Here is a 19,058-nt window from a genome sequence, read left to right on the forward strand (position 1 = left end):
GCCGATCTTCCGCAGCGCAGGTGAGGGTTGCAGGCCGCCGCCCCTTCCGCCCGAGTCCCCCCTCTCGTCCGGCCCCGCGACTTGTCGGGGGATCGGGTTTGCCGCGGCGGGTATCGCCCGCCAGCATCCGCGATGGCCTTACGGCAGGCCTGTTCGCGGTGGTGGGTCCCCTGAATTCTCTTTCGGCACCTCAAGCGCCGGGCGCCGCCATCCGTCGGCTTGGGCTTGCGGCGCAGGGGCGCCGGGCCGGCAGTCGCCGGCCTTACCAGGGACATGAATCATAAATTCATGTCCCTGGTATTAGGCCAAAATTAAAGCCTTCCCCTGTATGTTTGACCGATGGGCTGGTTCAGGTCATGCTGCTGTGACCGCATCGCTGCTGGATGGGCGGTGTGCCGGAACGGGTGGACAAGGCCCGAAGGACAAGGGTGGCGGAATGCCACCGGGAGGGGCAGGGGCCGAAAACGGACCTGTGCCATTGGTCTGCCCCAATCGGGGAAGAGACTCCGATTTGTCGGTACGTTGAATGTTGTAGTTCGGTGCCAGGACTTGATTGCCGATTGACCCCCTTGGAATGCACGGGAGGACGCGGTGATGGGTGACGGTGAAGCCAGCGAAACAGGGGGCCCTGCGGCCGGTGCGGCTGGGTGCCTTCGTGCGGCCGGCCGCCGGTGCCGCCCCGGTACTTCCGGAACGATTGTCCCGGCGGACCGTTTCAATACGGCTGTTACGGGTGGAGGCTGGGGAGGCCTCGCACAAGGATTTGAACGCCACCGATTTCCAATGCCCCCCGCCGGCGGGCAAGCATGGCGCATGGCCTGCCCATGCCCTCCCATCCGCCCGCCGACCGGCCGCCAGGAAGGAGAGTGCCCATGACCAGTCTGGTCACAGACCTTTTTGCCAGTTACGCCAGTTCGTATGAAAGCCGCCGCGACGTGGAGATGTCGCTGCTGGATTATCTGGAAGGGTGCCGCGACGATCCGCTGATGTATGCCAGCGCTGCGGAAAGGCTTCTGTCGGCCATCGGTGAGCCGGAGATCATTGACACGGCCAGGGATTCGCGTCTGGCGCGCATCTTCATGAACCGCACCATCAAGATCTATCCTGCCTTCGCCGAATTCTACGGCATGGAAGAAACGATCGAGCGAATCGTCGGCTTCTTCCGCCATGCCGCCCAGGGGCTGGAGGAACGCAAGCAGGTCCTGTACCTGCTGGGCCCCGTGGGGGGCGGCAAATCCTCGCTGGCCGAGCGGCTGAAGGCACTGATGGAGGACAAGCCCATCTATGCCCTCAAGGCCGGGGACCAGATCAGCCCCGTCTTTGAAAGCCCGCTGGGCCTGTTCGACCCCGTTACCATGGGGGCCGCCATCGAGGAGAAATACGGCATCCCCCGCCGCCGCCTGACCGGGCTGATGAGCCCCTGGGCACTGAAACGGCTGGATGAGTTCGATGGCGACATCCGCCGGTTCAAGGTGGTCAAGCTGCGTCCGTCGCGCCTGCGCCAGGTCGGCATTTCCAAGACCGAGCCGGGGGACGAGAACAACCAGGACATCTCCTCGCTGGTCGGCAAGGTGGATATCCGCAAGCTGGAGCTTTACAGCCAGAACGATCCCGACGCCTACAGCTATTCCGGCGGCCTGAACCGGGCGAACCAGGGCATGCTGGAATTCGTGGAGATGTTCAAGGCGCCCATCAAGATGCTGCATCCCCTGCTGACCGCCACGCAGGAAGGCAATTACATCGGCACCGAGAATATCGGCGCACTGCCCTTCCAGGGCGTCATCATGGCGCATTCCAACGAGGCGGAATGGCAGAGCTTCAAGAACAACAAGAACAACGAGGCCTTCATCGACCGCATCTGCGTGGTCAAGGTACCCTATTGCCTGCGGGTGATGGAGGAACAGCGCATCTATGAGAAGCTGATCAAGACCTCTGAATTGTCGGGCAGCCCCTGCGCGCCCGCAACGCTGGAGATGCTGGCCAGGTTCACGGTGCTGTCACGCCTGCGCGACCATGGCAATTCCAACCTGTTCTCCAAGATGCGCGTCTATGACGGCGAAAGCCTGAAGGAGACGGACCCCAAGGCCAAGACCCTGCAGGAATACAAGGACGCGGCCGGTGTGGATGAGGGGATGAACGGCATCTCCACCCGCTTCGCCTTCAAGGTTCTGGCCAGCACCTTCAATTACGACAATACGGAGGTGGGGGCCGATCCCGTTCATCTGATGTACATCCTGGAACAGGCCATCAAGCGGGAGCAGTTCCCCGACGACACCGAAAAGAAATACATGGAGTTCATCAAGGCCGAACTGGCCCCGCGCTATGCGGAGTTCATCGGCAACGAAATCCAGAAGGCCTATCTGGAGAGCTACCATGATTACGGACAGAACCTGTTCGACCGCTATGTCGATTATGCCGACGCCTGGATCGAGGACCAGGACTTCAAGGACCCCGACACGGGCCAGTTGCTGAACCGCGACCTGCTGAACCAGGAACTGACCAAGATCGAAAAGCCCGCCGGCATCGCCAACCCCAAGGATTTCCGCAACGAGGTGGTGAAGTTCGCGCTGCGCATGCGGGCATCCAATGGCGGGCGCAACCCGTCCTGGACCAGTTACGAGAAGCTGCGCGACGTCATCGAGAAGCGGATGTTCAGCCAGGTGGAGGAACTGCTGCCCGTCATCAGCTTCGGTTCCAAGAAGGACAGCGAGACGGAGAAGAAGCACAGCGAGTTCGTCGAGCGCATGATGGAACGCGGCTATACCGAGCGGCAGGTTCGCCGGCTGGTCGAATGGTACATGCGGGTGAAGCAGGCGGGGTGAGGGGGTTATAATGGACAGTGAGCGAGTCTCAGTTTCATTCGATGGTAGAGACTGGGTGGTTCGTAGAAATGGGACTTCGCTCACTGCATGTTCAACAAAGCAGGAAGCTCTCCAATTTGCACGGCAACTCTCCACATTCGTTCCTTCGGCTGAACTTAGCGTTCGTAACAAGGGCAACGGAATGGAGAGGTCGCAATTTTATTCAGATGGGAAGGTTTCCAGGCACAGAAAATAGGCCCTCTCCACCGTCATTCCCGCGAAAGCGGGAATCCAGACGACGGTGCTAAATGCGTCTCCGGCTGCTGGACCTTCACCCTGGTTCTGGCTTCCTGCTTTCGCGGGAATGACGGTGGAGGAACGGTGACCGGAAGGGCCATCGAAAGGACGGTGCAACCTTGTTCACCATTGTCGACCGACGTCTCAACCCTTCCGGCAAGTCGCTGGCCAACCGCCAGCGGTTCCTGCGCCGCGCCAAGGAACAGGTGATGCGGGCCGTGCGCGATGCGTCGGCCAAGCGCGGCATCCGCGACATCGATATGGGCGGCGATATCGCCATTTCCCCTGACGGCATCCGGGAGCCGACGCTGCATCGCGCATCCTCGGGCGGGCGGCGTGACCATGTCGTCCCCGGCAACAAGGAGTTCCTGTCCGGCGACAAGATCAAGCGCCCGCCATCCGGCGGCGGCGGTGCCGCGGGCAGCGAGGGGGCCGAGGATGGTGATGGCCAGGACGAGTTCCGCTTCGTCCTCAGCCGGGAGGAATTCATCGACCTGTTCCTGGAAGACCTGGAACTGCCGGACCTGGCCAAGCGCAAGCTGGCCGTGACGGACGCCATGGACTGGCACCGGGCCGGCTATTCGGTTTCCGGCTCGCCCGCCAACCTCAACCTTGTGCGCACCATGCGCAACTCGCTGGCCCGGCGCATGGCCCTGAACCGTCCCACGGGCGACGAGATCAAGGCCCTGCGGCAGGAGATCGATGATCTGGAGCGGACGGGCCGCGACCGGGACCGTCTGGCCCTGGCCAGGGAGGAACTGGAACAGGCGCTGCGGCGGACCCAGCGCATCCCCTATATCGATCCGGTGGACGTGCGCTACAACCGGTTCGCGGCCACGCCGCGCCCGGCGGCCCAGGCCGTGATGTTCTGCCTGATGGACGTGTCGGGCAGCATGACCGAGCATATGAAGGACCTGGCCAAGCGTTTCTACATGCTGCTCTACCTGTTCCTGTCACGGCGGTACAAGCATGTGGACGTGGTCTTCATCCGCCACACCCACCGCGCACAGGAGGTGGACGAGGAGACTTTCTTCTACAGCCCCGAGACGGGTGGCACCGTGGTGTCCACGGCGCTGGAGGAGATGGCGCGGGTGGTGAAGGAACGCTACCCGCCCGCGGAATGGAACATCTATGCCGCACAGGCCAGTGACGGCGACAATGCCCTGTCCGACAATACCCGGACGGCGGAACTGATGGGCGGGACCATCCTGCCCGTCTGCCAGTATTATGCCTATCTGGAAGTGGGGCAGGAGGGGATCAGTCCCGGCCTGCCCTATGGTGGCGGATCGCGGGAAACCGACCTGTGGCGCACCTACAAGACCATCGAGGCCGGCGGCGCGCTGGCCATGCGGCGGGTGACGGAACGGCGTGAGATCTATCCCGTGTTCCGTGAACTGTTCGCCAGGGACAAGGCCGGCCAGCCGGCGGAGGTGAGCGCATGACCCTGACAGCCTTCGACGGCAACCCGCTCTATACCGGTGCCGATTGGGATTACGACAAGGTCCGCCGCGTCTATGACGCCATCGAGAAGGTGGCCGTGGGCGAAATGGGGCTGGATGTCTATACCAACCAGATCGAGGTGATCACGTCGGAGCAGATGCTGGATGCCTATTCCAGCATCGGCATGCCGCTTTTCTACAAGCATTGGTCGTTCGGCAAGCATTTTGCGCGTGACGAGGCCATGTACCGCAAGGGCCAGCGCGGCCTGGCCTATGAGATCGTCATCAATTCCAACCCCTGCATCAGCTACATCATGGAAGAGAACACCATGACGATGCAGACGCTGGTCATCGCCCACGCCGCCTTCGGCCATAATCATTTCTTCAAGAACAATTATCTGTTCCGGCAGTGGACGGATGCCGACGGCATCCTGGACTATCTGTCCTTCGCCAAGGCCTATATCACCCAGTGCGAGGAACGGTATGGCCATGCCATGGTGGAGCGGGTGCTGGATGCCGCCCACGCCCTGATGAACCACGGCGTCCACCGCTATCCCCGCCGCCGCGGCCCCGACCTGCGCAACGAGGAAAAACGCGCACGCGAGCGGCTGGAACATGCCGAGCGCACCTTCAACGACCTGTGGCGCACCGTGCCGACCAAGGCGGGCGGGGCCAGCCCCCTGTCCGACCGCGACCGCCGCCGTGCCGTGCTGGAACTGCCGGAGGAGAATATCCTCTATTTCCTGGAAAAGAAGGCGCCGCGCCTGCAGGGCTGGCAGCGGGAAATCCTGCGCATCGTGCGCCATGTGGCGCAGTATTTCTATCCGCAGCGCCAGACCAAGGTGATGAATGAGGGCTGCGCCACCTATTGCCATTACCGCATCCTGTCCACCCTGCATGAACGGGGGCAATTGACGGACGGCGCCTGGATGGAGGCGATGCACAGTCACACCAACGTGGTGTTCCAGCCCGATTTCGATGACCGGCGCTATGGCGGGATCAATCCCTATGCCCTGGGCTTTGCCATGATGCAGGATATCGAGCGCATCGCGACCCGGCCCACCGACGAGGACCGGGTCTGGTTCCCGGACCTGGCCGGGAAGGGCGATGCCATGGGTGCCCTGCGCGACGCCTGGGCCAATTTCCGGGATGAAAGCTTCATCCTGCAATATCTGTCACCGGCCATCATCCGCAAGTTCCGGCTGTTCCATGTGGCCGATGATGCCAGCGATCCGGAAATGAGGGTGGCCGCCATCCATGACGAACGCGGATACCGGGCCGTGCGTCAGGCACTGGCGCGGCAATATGATATCGCCTGGGCGGAGGCCGATATCCAGATCGTCGATGTCGACCTGGTCGGTGACCGCAAGCTGATGCTGGAACATCACGTGATGAACCAGATCCTGCTGGACGAGGAGGAGGCGCGGCCCGTCATGCAGCATCTGGCCGACCTGTGGGGGTACGAGGTCGTGCTGGCCGAGGTGGAGACGCCCGGTGGCACCCCGCTGCGGCGCATCGCGGTCAGCCCGCGCGTGGTGCTGGGGGGAGGGTGACGCCGTCCTCCCTCCCCGTATCCGCCCGGCACCGGCCGCCAGGGGCAGCCCGGTCAGGCTGCCGCCTTTTTCTGCCCGTCCTTGCCGGCGGCCAGGATTTCGCGGGCCATCTCATCGGCCACGGCGCTGGTCGGCCGCGCCTCGCGGTCGGCGCGCCGGAAAATCTCCGACAAGGTGGCGGGGATACGCTCGACCTGGCGCAGCACGGATTCGCGGTCGTAGGCGTGCGTCACTTCGGCGGACACATTGATGATGCCGCCGCCATTGATGACATAATCCGGCGCGTACAGCACGCCGGCACTGCGCAGGGCCTCGCCCATGGCGTCGGTTTCAAGCTGGTTGTTGGCGCCCCCGGCCACGACCGTGGCCTTCAACTCGGCCAGGGTCCGGGGGTTGATCACAGCCCCCAGGGCGCAGGGCGCATAGACATCGACCTCGGCCGCATGGATGCGCTCCGGGGCCACGGAAACGGCTGCGAACCGGTCGACGGCGCGCTGCACATTGTCGGCGTGGATGTCGGTGACCGTCAGCACGGCGCCGTCATCGGCCAGATGCTGGCACAGATGGCTGCCGACATTGCCCAGTCCCTGCACCGCGACACGCACGCCCTTCAGGCTGTCGGCGCCCAGCTTGTGCCGGGCGGCGGCCTTGATACCCAGATAGACGCCATAGGCGGTGAAGGGCGAGGGGTCGCCGGAGGCGTCATGTCCGCCGGTAAGGCCGGCGACATGCCGTGTGGTCTGGCCCATGGTCATCACGTCGGCAACGGTGATGCCCACATCCTCGGCTGCGATATATCTGCCGCCCAGGCTGTCAATGACGCGGCCGAAGGCACGGAACAGGTCGTCGGACTTGTCCGTGCGGCTGTTGCCGATGATGACCGATTTTCCCCCGCCCAGCGGCAGGCCGGCCATCGCGTTCTTGTAGCTCATGCCGCGCGACAGGCGCAGCGCGTCACGCATGGCCTCCGTGTCGTTGGCATAGGGCCACATGCGACAGCCGCCGCAGGCCGGACCCAGCGCCGTGGAATGCACGGCGATGATGGCCGACAGGCCGGTCGCCGTGTCGCGACCGAAAAGAACCAGCTCGTGATCATCGAAATCGGGGAAATCGAACAGCATGGAAAGGGTCTCCGGCCTGGGGATCGCTGTCACCGCCTCTGCCGTGGGCGGCTTTTACAGCGAAAGTCTAGGCTTGGACGGCTTTCCAGGTCGATTTCGTTGTTCGGCGGGGTTCCGCACGAAACGCACACCGGACAGGGGTTTCGGAAAATTTCCTGTCGCGGGTCCGTTCACATGCCGATCTTGCGTCAGCGTGTGCGGTGCGGATCGCGGCTGGGGGCCGTCAGGACAGGGTCGCGGCGCCCATCCTGCCGGGCGGGATCGCCACCCAGCGTCGGCTCACGGCGGGGCGCCCCCGTGCCTTGCGGCCGGCCCTTGGGTGCGGCGGCGCGGGGGGCGGGCTTCGTGGCGCGCCGGCCGCTGCCCCACCAGAACCCCAGCATGCCGATCAGCAGCGCGCCGACACCGCCGATCAGGCCGTAGCGGACCCAATCGGGGGCGGCGGACAGGCTGAAACCATCCTCGCCCTCCTGCCTGTCCATCATCACCTCGGTCTCGACCCCGCTGGCAGGCGCGGCCGTGGGGCCGTCAAAGCGGCCGGCGATGGTCGTGCCGACATCCCCCCGGTCGACGCCCGAAGCCGGGGCGGGCGTGCTGGCGGCGGGTGGTGCGGCGGTGCGCGGCGGCGACGTTTCCGCCGCCCCGCGCGACACGCCCAGCAGGGTGCTTTCCGTGCCGCCGCCGCGTTCGACGCCGGCGGTGACGGGTGCCGCCTGGGGCCGCACATCCTCTTCCCGCAGGTTCAGCGGCTGGCTGGCGCGGGCCCGGCTGTTAGGGTCGGCCAGATTGCCGACGCCTTGCCGCTCGGGCCTGCTTTCCAGCATGCGGTCGATGGTGGTCTGATCGAGCCGGCCCGTGGCCTTCAGCCCGTTCTTGCGCTGGTAATTGGCGATGGCGGCGGCCGTGGCGCTGTCCATCCGGCCGCTGGCGCGCCCCTGGTAGAAGCCCTGCTGGTCCAGAATCTGCTGCGCCCATTGGATGGTCGCGGCATTCGGCTGGTCCTGCGCGCCGGCCACCGGCACCGCGACAGTCAGCAGCAAGGTCAGGGCCGTGGCGCCGGCCGCGTGACGGAGAAGGGAACGGGCGGAACGGAAACGAACCGGCACGAACACGTCTATGCACCCCTGAGGCGGAACCGACCGAGGACGCCCTTCCTGTGGCGTCGCAGCAAAGGGATGACACCCCGGCCGGTGGATGGCAAGGAAAGAGTGGTCATTCGGCCGGCATGTACCGGAAGGATGGACCGCCCTTCGACCCGATCCTATAATCAGCGGCGATCTTGTCCTTTCGAAGGCCGATTTGTCCGCATCGCCCCCACCTCATCAAGACAGCCACGCTTTGCCGCCGGACCTGATGGTGGCCGGCGGCGCGTGGCTTCTGATCATGACGCTGCTGGACATCCTGCTGCTGGGGCCGTCGCCGACCCTGCTGGGGATGCGGCTGCTGGGCGTCGTGGCGCTGTCCTTCTGGTCCTGGCGTGGCGGGCGGGGGCCATCCTGGCTGGGCCCGCTCTGGCTGGCGGTTACCATGCTGGGCCAGGTTTGCGCTGCCTATATGTGGGCCCGCGGGGATGCGGGCGCGCTGGTCATGGGCGGCGGCATGCTGGCGGGCTTCCTGCTGCTGCCGGTGTCCGCGCCGATCATCCGCGGCTTCGGTGCGGCCGGCCCGGCCCGGGCCGGGGCGCCAGCCGAAGCGGGCGTGCCGGTCGCCATCCTGCATCTGACCGCCGACAGCCTGTCCAGCCGACTGACCGGCATGGAAGTGGAGCTGGAGGCGCTGGCGGCGGCGCCGGGGACCCCGGCCCAGGCCATTCAGCTTCGCCTGTTGCGCAACGAGGTGGCTGAGATGCGGGCCCTGGTCCGGCAACGGCTTGGTGAGCGGGGGGGGAGGCCGCCCCGCCGCCGGCACCCGAGCCGCCGCCCGCCGTCCAGGCCCGGCCGGCACCCGTCGCCCCCAACGGCCTCTCGGCCCTGGTCGTGGATGACGACCCCGTGGGGCGCACGCTGGTGCGGTTGTTGCTGGAACGGGCCGGCTATTGGGTGGAGGAGACCGACGATGCCAAGATGGCGCTGGAGATGGCCCTGATGGAAGGGCCGGATGTAGCGCTGATCGCCGCGCGCATCGGCCGGCACAGCGGCCTGGCCCTGTCCTGGTGCATCAGGCGCGGCGGCGGACCGCCCGTGATCCTGATGCGCGCCCGCGTGGATATCGTGCCGGACCGGCTTCGCGCACGGGCCGGGCTGTCAGGCATGCTGACCAAGCCCGTGACGCCGGAGGGGCTGGCCGAGCGCCTGGGCGCCATTCTGGAAAGGCGGGGGCAGGTGGCGGCATCCCCGCCGCCGGCATCATCATCGGCACCGCCATCCGTGCCGTCCTCCCCGCAAAGGGGCCCGGCCGTGCTGGACCTCGCCGTGCTGGATGAGCATCTGACCCTGCTGGGGGCCGAGCGGGTGGCGCAGATCATCGACAGTTTCACCCGCAACGCTCCGGCCACCCTGGACCAGATCGACCAGGCATTGCAGGATGGGGATGTGCCGGCCCTGGGCCGTGCCGCACACAAGCTGGCGTCCGGCGCCCTGACGGTGGGCCTGCCGGCGCTGGCCACCCTGGCCAAGGCCGCCGATACGGCCGCCAAGCGGCAGGACGGTGCCGCCGCCCGTGATCATGCCGGCCAGATCAGGTCGGCCTTCACCGCCGGCATGGCGGGCCTGGCCGCCTTCCGGCGGGACAGGCTGTCGCGATGATGACGGGCCGCGACGGACCGGTCAGGCCTGGTCCGTGACCTCGGCCGCCAGGCGATAGCCCAGGCCCTTTTCCGTCAGGATGACATCCATCGAGCCGCTATCCTGCATCTTGCGGCGCAAGCGGCTGACCAGCACATCGATGGTGCGGTCGTTGGGATTGCGGTCGGTGCCGCTGACCGCGTCGATCAACTGGTCGCGCGTCACGACCCGCCCGCCGGAGCGCACCAGCAGGCCCAGCAACTCGAACTCCCCGCGCGTCACGCGCACTTCCAGGCCCTGCGGATCGACCAGACGGCGGCGGGCCAGATCCATGGTCCAGCCCGCGAAATAGCGCACCGTTCCTTCGGCCTTATGCATCTTGCTGGGATGGGTCCGGCGCAGAAGGTTGCGGGCGCGGGCCAGCAATTCCCGCGGGTTGGGCGGCTTGGTCACATAATCGTCGCCGCCTGTTTCCAGGCCGAACACGCGGTCGCCGTCATTGGCACGCTGGGTGACGATGATGATGCCGACATTCGATATCTCGCGGATGCTGCGCGCCAGGCTGAACCCGTCCTCGTCCGGCAGTTCGATGTCCAGCAACACCAGATCGGGCGGCTGGCGCTGCATCACCTCCCGCGTCTGCTTTCCATTCTCGGCTTCTGCCACCAGGAAGCCGGCCTGATGGAAATACCCGGCCAGCAATGCGCGGGTTGCGGGCTCGTCCTCAACGATCAGGACCAGCGGGGCATCGGCGATCTCGGCCATCCGGAAAAGGCTCCATAAAGGGGACAAGAAGCGTCGGTCACGACACGCAGGCCCTTCGCCTATACCCGGTTTTGTCTGAAAAATGAAGCCGTTGGACGGTGCTACACCTTCTTTGGGGCAGCCTTTCCAACGGCGTGGCAGATGGGTTTGCTATCTTAAATTGTTCATATTCGGCATAAATAAAACCGCAATGGGTTGCCCCTTCCCCTCTATGGGCTCGCCATGGATGGCAGGAAGGGGCGAGGCCTCAGGCCCCCAGTTCCAGAAGGGAGGCATTGCCGCCGAACGCCGTGGTGTTGACCGTCAGCGTCTTTTCCGTCACGAAACGATGCAGGTAGTGCGGGCCGCCGGCCTTCGGCCCCGTGCCCGACAGGCCTTGGCCGCCGAAGGGCTGCACGCCCACGACAGCACCCACCATGTTGCGGTTGATATAGGTATTGCCGACCGGCAACGCCTTGAACAGGTTGTGGGCGCGTCCTTCCAGCCGGCTATGCACGCCGAATGTCAGGCCATAGCCCGTGGCCGCGATCTCCGCCACCACCTTATCCAGGTCCGACGCCTTGAAACGGACAAGGTGCAGGATGGGGCCGAACACCTCCCGTTTCAGGCGTGACAGACCGTCGATCTCGTAAAGGCGCGGTCCGAAGAAGGTACCGTCGCGCAGGATTTCCGGGACGGAAACGGCCTTGACCAGCCGGGCCTCGCCATCCATCCGGGTGGCATGCTTCACCAGGATGTCGCGGGCGTCGTCATCGATGACGGGGCCGATATCGGTCGTGATCTCCATCGGATCGCCCAGCCGGATCAGGTCCATGGCACCGGCCAGCATGTCGGCCAGCTTGTCGGCGATCTCTTCCTGCGCGAACAGGACGCGGGTGGCGGAACAGCGCTGGCCCGCCGACAGGAAGGCGGAGGTGATGCAATCATCCACCACCTGTTCCAGCAGGGCGGTTGAATTGACGATCATGCAATTCTGGCCGCCCGTTTCGGCGATCAGCGGCACGATGGCCCCCTCGCGGTCGGCCAGGCTGCGGTTGATGGCGCGGCCCGTTTCGGTCGAACCGGTGAAGCAGACGCCGGCCACGCGCCGGTCGGCCACCAGCGGTGCGCCCACCGTTTCACCGTCGCCCGGCAGAAGATGCAGCACGTCACCCGGCACACCGGCCCGGTGCAGCAGGCGCACGGCTTCGGCGGCGACCAGCGGCGTCTGCTCGGCGGGCTTGGCGATGACGGCATTGCCGGCGACCAGCGCCGCCACCACCTGGCCCGTGAAAATGGCCAGCGGGAAGTTCCACGGGCTGATGCAGGCGAAGACGCCGCGGCCGGTCAGATGCAATTCGTTACGCTCCCCCGTCGGGCCGGGCAGCAGGACCGGCTTCAGCCCGGTGCGGGCCTGGACGGCATAATAGCGGCAGAAATCCACGGCCTCCCGCACCTCCGCCACGGCGTCGGGCAGGGTCTTTCCAGCCTCGCGCGACAGCAGGGCCAGCAGGGCCGGCATGTCCTCTTCCATCAGGTCGGCAGCGCGTTCCAGGCAGGTGGCCCGGTGGTCGGCGCCGGCCCGGTCCCAGCCGGGCTGGGCCGCTGTGGCCAGCGACAGGGCCTGTTCCACCGCCTGCGGACCGGCCGACACGACCGTGCCGACCTGGCGGGTAGGCCTGGCCGGGTCGGACACGGGCAGGACCGGCCCGTCCAGCGTCTGCCCGCCCACGATGGGACCGGCCGTCCAGGGGCGGGTCAGCGCGGCTTTCATGCTGGCCTGCAACGCTTCCACCTTCTCCGGTGCGGTCAGGTCGAAGCCCTTGGAATTGGCGCGTTCCGCACCATAGATGTCGGCGGGCGTGGGGATGCGCGGGTGACGCAGCATGCCTTCTCTCTCCAGGAAAGCGGCCGGATCGGCCACGACGTCGGACACGGGTATGTCCGGGTCCATATAGGCGTTGACGAAATTGCTGTTGGCGCCGTTCTCCAGCAGGCGGCGGACCAGATAGGGCAGCAGGTCCTCATGCGTGCCGACGGGCGCATAGATGCGCACGCGCGGCATGTCCGGGAACACCTCCCGCGTCGCGGTATAGAGCAGTTCGCCCATGCCGTGCAGGCGCTGGAACTCCAGGTCGCGATTGTCGCCGGCCAGATGCAGGATGGCGGCGATGGTATAGGCATTGTGGGTGGCGAACTGCGGATAGATGGCGTCCTGCGCGGCCAGCATCTTGCGCGCGCAGACAAGATAGGACAGGTCCGTGGCCGCCTTGCGGGTGAAGACCGGATAATCATCATGGCTGGCGATCTGCGACAGCTTGATTTCGGTATCCCAATAGGCCCCCTTGACCAGCCGCACCATCAGACGGCGGCCGGCCGACCGGGCCAGCGCCACCAGCCAGTCGACCAGGATATGGGTGCGCTTGGAATAGGCCTGGATGGCCAGCCCCAGCCCGTTCCACCCGGCCAGGTCCGGATCGTGGGACAGCGCGGACAGGACGTCCATCGACAGGTCCAGGCGGTCGGCCTCTTCCGCATCGATGGTCAGGTTGATGTCCCAGCACCTGGCCTGCTGCGCCAGCCCTTTGACGGCCGGTACCAGGCGTGCCAGCACATCGGCCTTCTGCGCCTGCACATAGCGCGGGTGCAGGGCCGACAGCTTGATGGACACGCCCGGCGCCGCCACCGGCCCGCGGCCCGCAGCCTCCGCCCCGACGGCGTCGATGGCCTTGACATAGGCATCCAGATACCGGTCGGCCTGTTCCCAGGTGCGGGCGCCCTCGCCCAGCATGTCATAGGAATGGACGGTCCCGGCCGGCCTGGCCTTGCGGGCCTCCGCCATGGCTTCCCGAATGGTGCGGCCCAGCACGAAATGGCCGCCCATGACGCGCATGGCCCGGCCCATGGCCGTGCGGATGACGCTTTCGCCCGACCGGGCGACCAGACGTTTCAGGAAGCTGCCGGCGTCGCGTTCCCCGCCGCGCTCCAGGTCGGTGATCTTGCCCGTCAGCATCAGGCCCCAGGCGGCGGCATTCACAAAGGCACTGTCGCTGCGGCCCAGATGGGCATCCCACTGGCCCTGCGCGATCTTCTCGGCGATCAGCCGGTCGGCCGTATCGGGATCGGCGATGCGCAGCAGGCATTCGGCGATGCACATCAGGGCGATGCCCTCATTGTTCGACAGGCCGAATTCCTGCAGGAAATTATCCAGCGGCCCCAGTTCCCGGCGGCGCTTGCGGGCGGCGTTCACGATGGCCACGGCACGCTCATGCACGCCCTGGCGCTCGGCCGCGGACAGCCCGTGCGCCCGCAAAAGCCGCGAGACGGCGGATACCTCGTCGGCATGTTTGGTGGCGCGCAGGGCCGCGCGCAATTCGCCCAGGCTGGCGGTGGTCATCGCCGTCACTCCGTTGGCCGTTCGTGTGGTGAAAGTCACCGCATTATGGCAAGAAAGCTGTGTGATTTTTCTCCAAATATAGGGAATATGCAGGATATAATATGGATAAAGCGCCAATTTGCCGGACGAAATGATGACAAGCGATCCAGGGGCCGCGAAGCTCGACCGCATCGACCAGAACATCCTGCGCATCCTGCAGGAAGAGGGCCGGATATCGAATGTGGAACTGGCCCGCCGCATCCACCTGTCGCCCACGCCCTGCCTGGAACGTGTGCGCCGGCTGGAGCGCGAGGGTTATATCCGCCAATATGTGGCCTTGCTGGACCCCGACCGGCTGGAACGGCCGCTGGCCGCCTATGTCGAGGTGCGGCTGGATCACACCACGTCCGATGCGTTCCGGATCTTCGCCGATGCCATGCGCCGTTTCGATGATGTGCAGGAAGCGCACATGGTGGCGGGCGGCTTCGATTACCTGATCAAGGTGCGGGTGGCGGACATGGCCGATTACCGCGCCTTCCTGGGTGAACTGACATCCATCAAGGGGGTATCGCAGACCCATACCTATATGGTGATGGAAGAGGTCAAGAACACCCATGTCCTGCCCGTGCCGGGGCGGTGACAATCAGGAATTCCCCACCCAGGTAAGGATTTAATCCAGTATTTTCAGCACCTTGCGGATGCCTAGCGCGTTGGTCAGCACATAATCGTCGGCCCGGTGCAGGTCTTCCACGCTGACGGGCCGCTCCTGCGCCCGCCAGTTGCGGACCAGGGCGGCGCGCATGGTGCCGGGCAGGGCACCGTCGGAAACCGGCGGGGTGACCCAATGGCCGTCCAGCGAAAGAAACAGGTTGGCGGCCGTGGCTTCCGCCACGCGGCCCTGGCTGTTCAGCAGGATGGCATCGTCGGCCCCGCGGGCCGTTGCTTCGCGCCGGGCCAGGATGCTGTCCAGATAATTGAGTGTCTTCAGCCGCGAGAGGGGCGATTTCTCGTTGCGGCAGGTGGTGCGGGCAATCACCAGCCGGGCCGGCGGCGCCTCTGCCGGGATGCGGCCGGCGGCCAGCATCAGGGTGGGTGCCGGCACCTCCGGCCGGGGCAGGCCGCGCGGGCCGGGACCGGCTGTCAGCGTCAGGCGAACCGCCGCTTCCGTCAGGCCGTTGGCGCCGGCCAGACCCAGGATGGCGTCATGCAGGCCCGTATCGTCCAGCGGCACGGGCAGGCCCAGGAAATCCGCCCCTTCGCGCAGGCGCTTCAGATGGGCGTCCAGGCGCAGCGGTACGCCGGCCTTCACGGCGATGGTCTCGAACAGCCCGTCGCCCAGCGTCAACCCCCGGTCATGGGCCAGCAATGCCGGCTTGTCGGCGGCCAGGAACGCCCCGTTCAGCCAGATGACGCTCATGCCGCTTCCTCCTGTTCCCGGCTGGCGACCGGGGGCCAGGCCATGGCCGGGTCGAAGGCGGTCAGCAGCGCGCGCGCCTTGGTCAGGCTTTCCTGATATTCCTCTTCCGGGTCGCTGTCGGCCACGATGCCGCCGCCCGCCTGCACCTGCACCCGGTCGCCGGCCAGGGCGGCGGTGCGGATGACGATGGAACTGTCCATCGCCCCGTCCCAGCCGATCCACATGACCGACCCGCAATAGGGGCCGCGCCGTGCGGGTTCCAGTTCGTGGATGATCTCCATGGCGCGGATCTTGGGCGCCCCCGTGATGGATCCGCCGGGGAAGGTGGCGCGCAGGAGGTCCAGGGGCCCCAGGCCGGACCGCAGCTGCCCGGTCACCACCGATGTCAGGTGATGCACCGTGCGGTAGCTTTCCAGTTCCCACAGGCCGGGCACCCTGACGCTGCCGATATCGGCCACGCGAGAGAGATCGTTGCGCAGCAGGTCGACGATCATCAGGTTTTCCGCCCGGTCCTTTTCCGAGGCCAGCAGTTCGGCGGCGAGGTTCGCGTCACGGACGGGATCGGCATGGCGGGGCCGGGTGCCCTTGATGGGCCGTGTCTCGATCGCGCCACCGGCCGACAGCGACAGGAACCGTTCCGGGGAGCCGGAGGCCACGGCCCGCCCGCCGCCCAGATCCAGGAAGGCCGAAAACGGGGCGGCCATGCGCGGGCGCAGGCGGCGATAGGCATCCCAGGCCGTGACACCGGGGCGCAGCCGGCCCAGGAACCGCTGGGTCATGTTGGCCTGGTAGATGTCGCCGGCGCGGATATAGTCCAGGATGCGGGCCACCCGGTGGCGATAATCCGCCGGGTCCAGTTCCGCCTGCCAGCCGGGCGGGCGCATCAGCCCGTCACCCGTGTCCGGCGGCAGGGCGGGGGCGGCGGCCAGCCGGTCCGCCAGATCCCGGGCCAGACGTCGCGCCAAGGCGGGCCGGGCGGCGGGATCGGCCTCGCGCTCCCCCCCGCTGATCACCCACCCCGTTCCCGTCGCGTGGTCGAGCACGGCGACGGTGTCGTACAGCCCGAAAGCCATGTCAGGCAGGTCCAGGCCCATGGCATGCGGGGGTGGCAGCCGTTCCAGATGGCGGCCCAGCTCATACCCCATGAAGCCGATGGCACCGCCGGTGAAGGCGGGCAGTTCCCCGCCCGCGGCCGGACGCGCGAAAGGGCGCAGGGCCTGTTCCAGGGCCGTGAACGGATCGGCGGCCAGGGGACCACCGTCGCGCAGCACCCTCCCGTCCCCGGCCGCTTCGATCCAGGCGAAGGGATCGGCGGCCAGGATGCTGTAGCGGGCCCGCCCGGCATCGGCGGCCCCGCCATCCAGCAAGACGGCACCGCGCCGCCCGGCCAGCGCACCGAAGGCCGCCATCGGGTCGGACAGGCAAAGGGGCAGGACATGGGGCAGGGCGGGGCTGGTCATGCGCGCCACGTTAGCGGCAGGCGGGGCGTTCAACAATGCCCTTGCGCGGCATCGATGCTCCCCCGTCTGTCATCGCTTCTCGTCCAGCAGCCTTTCCATCTGGTCCATGATGGTGTTCATCCGGCGCATCAATGCCTCATAGGGGGCGGGGGTGGCCAGGTCCACGCCCGCCTTCTTCAGAAGCTGATAGGGATATTCCGCCCCGCCGGCCTTCAGCACGGCCAGGTAATTGTCACGTTCCCTGGCGCCGCCCTTTGCGATCTGCTCGCTGAAATAGGCGGCCGCCGCGATGGAGGTGGCATACTGGTAGACATAGAAGGGCCGGTAGAAATGGCTGACCATCTGCCATTCGGCGCAATATTTCGGGTCGATCTTCATCACGCCCTGTTCGTCGCCCTGATAGCGCTTCAGCAGGTCGCAATAGATCGCCGTCATCCGTGCGCCTGACAGCGCCTCTCCCCGCTCCGCCGCGTCATGGGTGGCCAGTTCGAATTCGGCGAACATGGTCTGACGGAAATAGGTGCTGCGCAGGCTGTCCAGGGCATGGCCCAGATAGAACAGCTTCTCTTCCCTGGTTTTGGCCCCTTTCAGCATATGGTCGGCCAGCAGCATCTCGTTCGTCGTCGATGCAACTTCCGCCACGAACAGGGAATAGCTCGCGGTCTCGAATGGCTGGCTGGCGTTGGCAAGCTTGGTGTGCATGCCGTGGCCCCATTCGTGGGTGAATGTCGAGACGCTGTCGAACGTGTCCTGATGGTTCAGGAAGACATAGGGGTGCACGCCATAGACGCTGGTCTGATAGGCACCCGGCCGCTTGCCGTCGGCCGGGTACACATGCATCCAGCGGCCGTCCAGCGCTTCCTCCAGCCCCTTCACATAATCCTGGCCCAGCGGTTTGGCCGAGGCCAGTGTCAGGCGGCGCGCCTCGTCGATGGGGAAGCTGCGGTCCAGATGCACCAGCGGCGGATAGATATCGTAATAATGCAGGTCCGGCAGGTCCAGCATCCGCTGGCGCAGCTTCAGATACCGGTGGAGCGTGGGCAGGGCCTTGTTGGTTTCCGTCACCAGCGTGCGATAGACCGTTTCCGGAATGTCGTTGGCGGCCAGCGACGCCGCCACGGCGGTGGGATAGTGGCGCAGCCTGGCCATCGCCGTGCCAGCCTGGATACGGTTGGCCAGCAGGCTGCCATTGGTGTTGCTGTACTGGCCGAACCTGGTCCAGAACGTGTCGAAGGCCTGCTTGCGCACGGCGCGGTCCGGGCTCTCCCGCAGCCGGGAATAGCCGATCTGGTTGATCTTGACGCTGGACCCGTCGGCCAGCGTGATGCTGGGCCAGTCGATGTCGGAACTGGTCAGAAGCTGGAAGGTGGTGCCGGCGCCGTACATGGCCGGGCCGACGGCGGCCAGGGCCGCCTCCGTATCGCGGGTCAGCGTATGGGGTTTGTTGCGCAGCGCGTCACGCAGGGCGAAGGCGTGCTTCTGCAACCCCTTGTCCAGGCGGATGAAGGCTTCGATCTTGTCATCGCCGATATCCTGGATTTCAGGGTCCAGCCAGGCCGTGGCGGCCCCGATGTCGGCGCCCAGTTGCCGGATCACGCTGCTGCCTTCCTGGGCAGCATTATCGCGGGCATCCGTGCTGAACTGCGTCGACATGTAGACGGCCAGCCGGTAGAAGCGCAGCCGCACCGCGGAAATCTGATCCAGCCCGGCCCGCAGGCTGGCGGCGTCATTGCCCAGCGTGCCGCGCAGCGCCAACAGGCGCGGGATGGCGTCGGCCACCGACTGGCGCTCGGCATCCCAGGCGGCGCGGTCCTTGAAAAGCGGGGTCAGGTCCCAGACATCACGGTCCGGGGCCGGGACGCCGGCGGCCGGTCGGGACTGGGCCTGTGCCATGGCGGCGGCGGGGATGATGGCGGCGGCGGCCAGCGCGATGGCGGCCGCACCGGCCAGGCGGGTGCGGAAGACAGACAGGGTCATTTCTCGGCCTCTTGATTTTGCCGTGAGGTATCGCAACGGACGGGCATGGGCAACGGTTCCCGAGAACCTGGGCGCAAGCCTGGGGCGTGGCGGGTGCGGAGGACCCGCCCGGCACCGGCGGGGGGGCCGGTACCGGGCGATTGCCAACGG

The 19,058-nt window shown here is 66.4% G+C and carries 13 protein-coding genes; 6 read left to right on the plus strand and 7 right to left on the minus strand.

All coding sequences use genetic code 11. The features are described 5' to 3' along the window. Positions 1–872 precede the first annotated feature (872 nt). From ABC728_RS19000 to ABC728_RS19010, 3 genes are all read left to right on the plus strand, one after another. Entirely contained in the window at positions 873–2,822 is a 1,950-nt protein-coding gene (locus ABC728_RS19000; protein ID WP_416618404.1) for a PrkA family serine protein kinase, read from the plus strand. Positions 2,823–3,217: 395 nt separating this feature from the next. Continuing rightward, on the plus strand, positions 3,218–4,540 hold the full coding sequence (locus ABC728_RS19005) for a YeaH/YhbH family protein (protein WP_416618405.1): 1,323 nt from the start codon (positions 3,218–3,220) through the stop codon (positions 4,538–4,540). Next, positions 4,537–6,090 (plus strand): SpoVR family protein, encoded by a 1,554-nt coding sequence (locus ABC728_RS19010; RefSeq protein WP_416618406.1) that lies wholly within the window; start codon positions 4,537–4,539, stop codon positions 6,088–6,090. Before ABC728_RS19005 ends, ABC728_RS19010 begins: the two co-directional genes overlap by 4 nt. A gap of 53 nt (positions 6,091–6,143) precedes the next feature. On the opposite strand, the gene ABC728_RS19015 is transcribed toward ABC728_RS19010, so the two are convergent. Both ABC728_RS19015 and ABC728_RS19020 read right to left on the minus strand, forming a co-directional pair. After that, positions 6,144–7,211, minus strand: coding sequence for a Glu/Leu/Phe/Val family dehydrogenase (locus ABC728_RS19015; RefSeq protein WP_416618407.1), 1,068 nt, complete (start codon positions 7,209–7,211; stop codon positions 6,144–6,146). A 188-nt stretch (positions 7,212–7,399) separates the two neighbouring features. Beyond that, positions 7,400–8,323 carry a peptidoglycan-binding domain-containing protein gene (locus ABC728_RS19020; protein ID WP_416618408.1) on the minus strand — a complete coding sequence of 308 codons (924 nt, stop codon included), beginning with the start codon at positions 8,321–8,323 and terminating at the stop codon, positions 7,400–7,402. A gap of 271 nt (positions 8,324–8,594) precedes the next feature. Here ABC728_RS19020 and ABC728_RS19025 point away from each other — a divergent pair, with 271 nt between their 5' ends. Together ABC728_RS19025 and ABC728_RS19030 are read left to right on the plus strand one after the other, a co-directional pair. Beyond that, entirely contained in the window at positions 8,595–9,296 is a 702-nt protein-coding gene (locus tag ABC728_RS19025) for a hypothetical protein (RefSeq protein ID WP_445376459.1), read from the plus strand. Then, positions 9,188–9,955 (plus strand): response regulator, encoded by a 768-nt coding sequence (locus tag ABC728_RS19030; protein WP_445376460.1) that lies wholly within the window; start codon positions 9,188–9,190, stop codon positions 9,953–9,955. Before ABC728_RS19025 ends, ABC728_RS19030 begins: the two co-directional genes overlap by 109 nt. Positions 9,956–9,976: 21 nt before the next feature. Here the strand turns inward: ABC728_RS19030 and ABC728_RS19035 are convergent, their stop codons facing one another. Together ABC728_RS19035 and putA are read right to left on the minus strand one after the other, a co-directional pair. Continuing rightward, the gene (locus tag ABC728_RS19035) at positions 9,977–10,699 is read right to left on the minus strand and encodes a response regulator (protein ID WP_416618410.1); all 723 of its coding nucleotides are present in this window, start codon (positions 10,697–10,699) and stop codon (positions 9,977–9,979) included. Between the two features lie 247 nt (positions 10,700–10,946). After that, on the minus strand, positions 10,947–14,075 hold the full coding sequence (gene putA, locus ABC728_RS19040; RefSeq protein WP_445376461.1) for a bifunctional proline dehydrogenase/L-glutamate gamma-semialdehyde dehydrogenase PutA: 3,129 nt from the start codon (positions 14,073–14,075) through the stop codon (positions 10,947–10,949). A 133-nt stretch (positions 14,076–14,208) separates the two neighbouring features. Between putA and ABC728_RS19045 the strand changes: the two genes are divergently transcribed. After that, positions 14,209–14,694, plus strand: a complete 486-nt coding sequence (locus tag ABC728_RS19045; protein WP_416618412.1) for an Lrp/AsnC ligand binding domain-containing protein — start codon at positions 14,209–14,211, stop codon at positions 14,692–14,694. Positions 14,695–14,724: 30 nt separating this feature from the next. On the opposite strand, the gene ABC728_RS19050 is transcribed toward ABC728_RS19045, so the two are convergent. The 3 genes from ABC728_RS19050 to pepF form a co-directional block, all read right to left on the minus strand. Next, the gene (locus ABC728_RS19050) at positions 14,725–15,471 is read right to left on the minus strand and encodes an aminotransferase class IV (protein ID WP_416618413.1); all 747 of its coding nucleotides are present in this window, start codon (positions 15,469–15,471) and stop codon (positions 14,725–14,727) included. After that, positions 15,468–16,931: an aminodeoxychorismate synthase component I gene (pabB, locus tag ABC728_RS19055; protein WP_416618414.1), complete on the minus strand. Its 1,464-nt coding sequence runs from the start codon at positions 16,929–16,931 to the stop codon at positions 15,468–15,470. The genes ABC728_RS19050 and pabB overlap by 4 nt, the downstream gene beginning before the upstream one ends. 69 nt (positions 16,932–17,000) lie before the next feature. After that, positions 17,001–18,908 carry an oligoendopeptidase F gene (gene pepF / locus ABC728_RS19060; RefSeq protein ID WP_416618415.1) on the minus strand — a complete coding sequence of 636 codons (1,908 nt, stop codon included), beginning with the start codon at positions 18,906–18,908 and terminating at the stop codon, positions 17,001–17,003. Positions 18,909–19,058: the final 150 nt, after the last annotated feature.

This window comes from Niveispirillum fermenti, assembly GCF_052474395.1.

Excerpts from the sequence above, each read along its gene's own strand:
- ABC728_RS19035 (WP_416618410.1), bottom strand. The coding sequence starts at position 10,699 with ATGGCCGAGATCGCCGATGCCCCGCTGGTCCTGATCGTTGAGGACGAG.
- ABC728_RS19045 (WP_416618412.1), top strand. The coding sequence starts at position 14,209 with ATGACAAGCGATCCAGGGGCCGCGAAGCTCGACCGCATCGACCAGAAC.
- pabB (WP_416618414.1), bottom strand. The coding sequence starts at position 16,931 with ATGACCAGCCCCGCCCTGCCCCATGTCCTGCCCCTTTGCCTGTCCGAC.
- ABC728_RS19010 (WP_416618406.1), top strand. The coding sequence starts at position 4,537 with ATGACCCTGACAGCCTTCGACGGCAACCCGCTCTATACCGGTGCCGAT.
- putA (WP_445376461.1), bottom strand. The coding sequence starts at position 14,075 with ATGACCACCGCCAGCCTGGGCGAATTGCGCGCGGCCCTGCGCGCCACC.
- pepF (WP_416618415.1), bottom strand. The coding sequence starts at position 18,908 with ATGACCCTGTCTGTCTTCCGCACCCGCCTGGCCGGTGCGGCCGCCATC.
- ABC728_RS19025 (WP_445376459.1), top strand. The coding sequence starts at position 8,595 with ATGACGCTGCTGGACATCCTGCTGCTGGGGCCGTCGCCGACCCTGCTG.
- ABC728_RS19015 (WP_416618407.1), bottom strand. The coding sequence starts at position 7,211 with ATGCTGTTCGATTTCCCCGATTTCGATGATCACGAGCTGGTTCTTTTC.
- ABC728_RS19000 (WP_416618404.1), top strand. The coding sequence starts at position 873 with ATGACCAGTCTGGTCACAGACCTTTTTGCCAGTTACGCCAGTTCGTAT.
- ABC728_RS19050 (WP_416618413.1), bottom strand. The coding sequence starts at position 15,471 with ATGAGCGTCATCTGGCTGAACGGGGCGTTCCTGGCCGCCGACAAGCCG.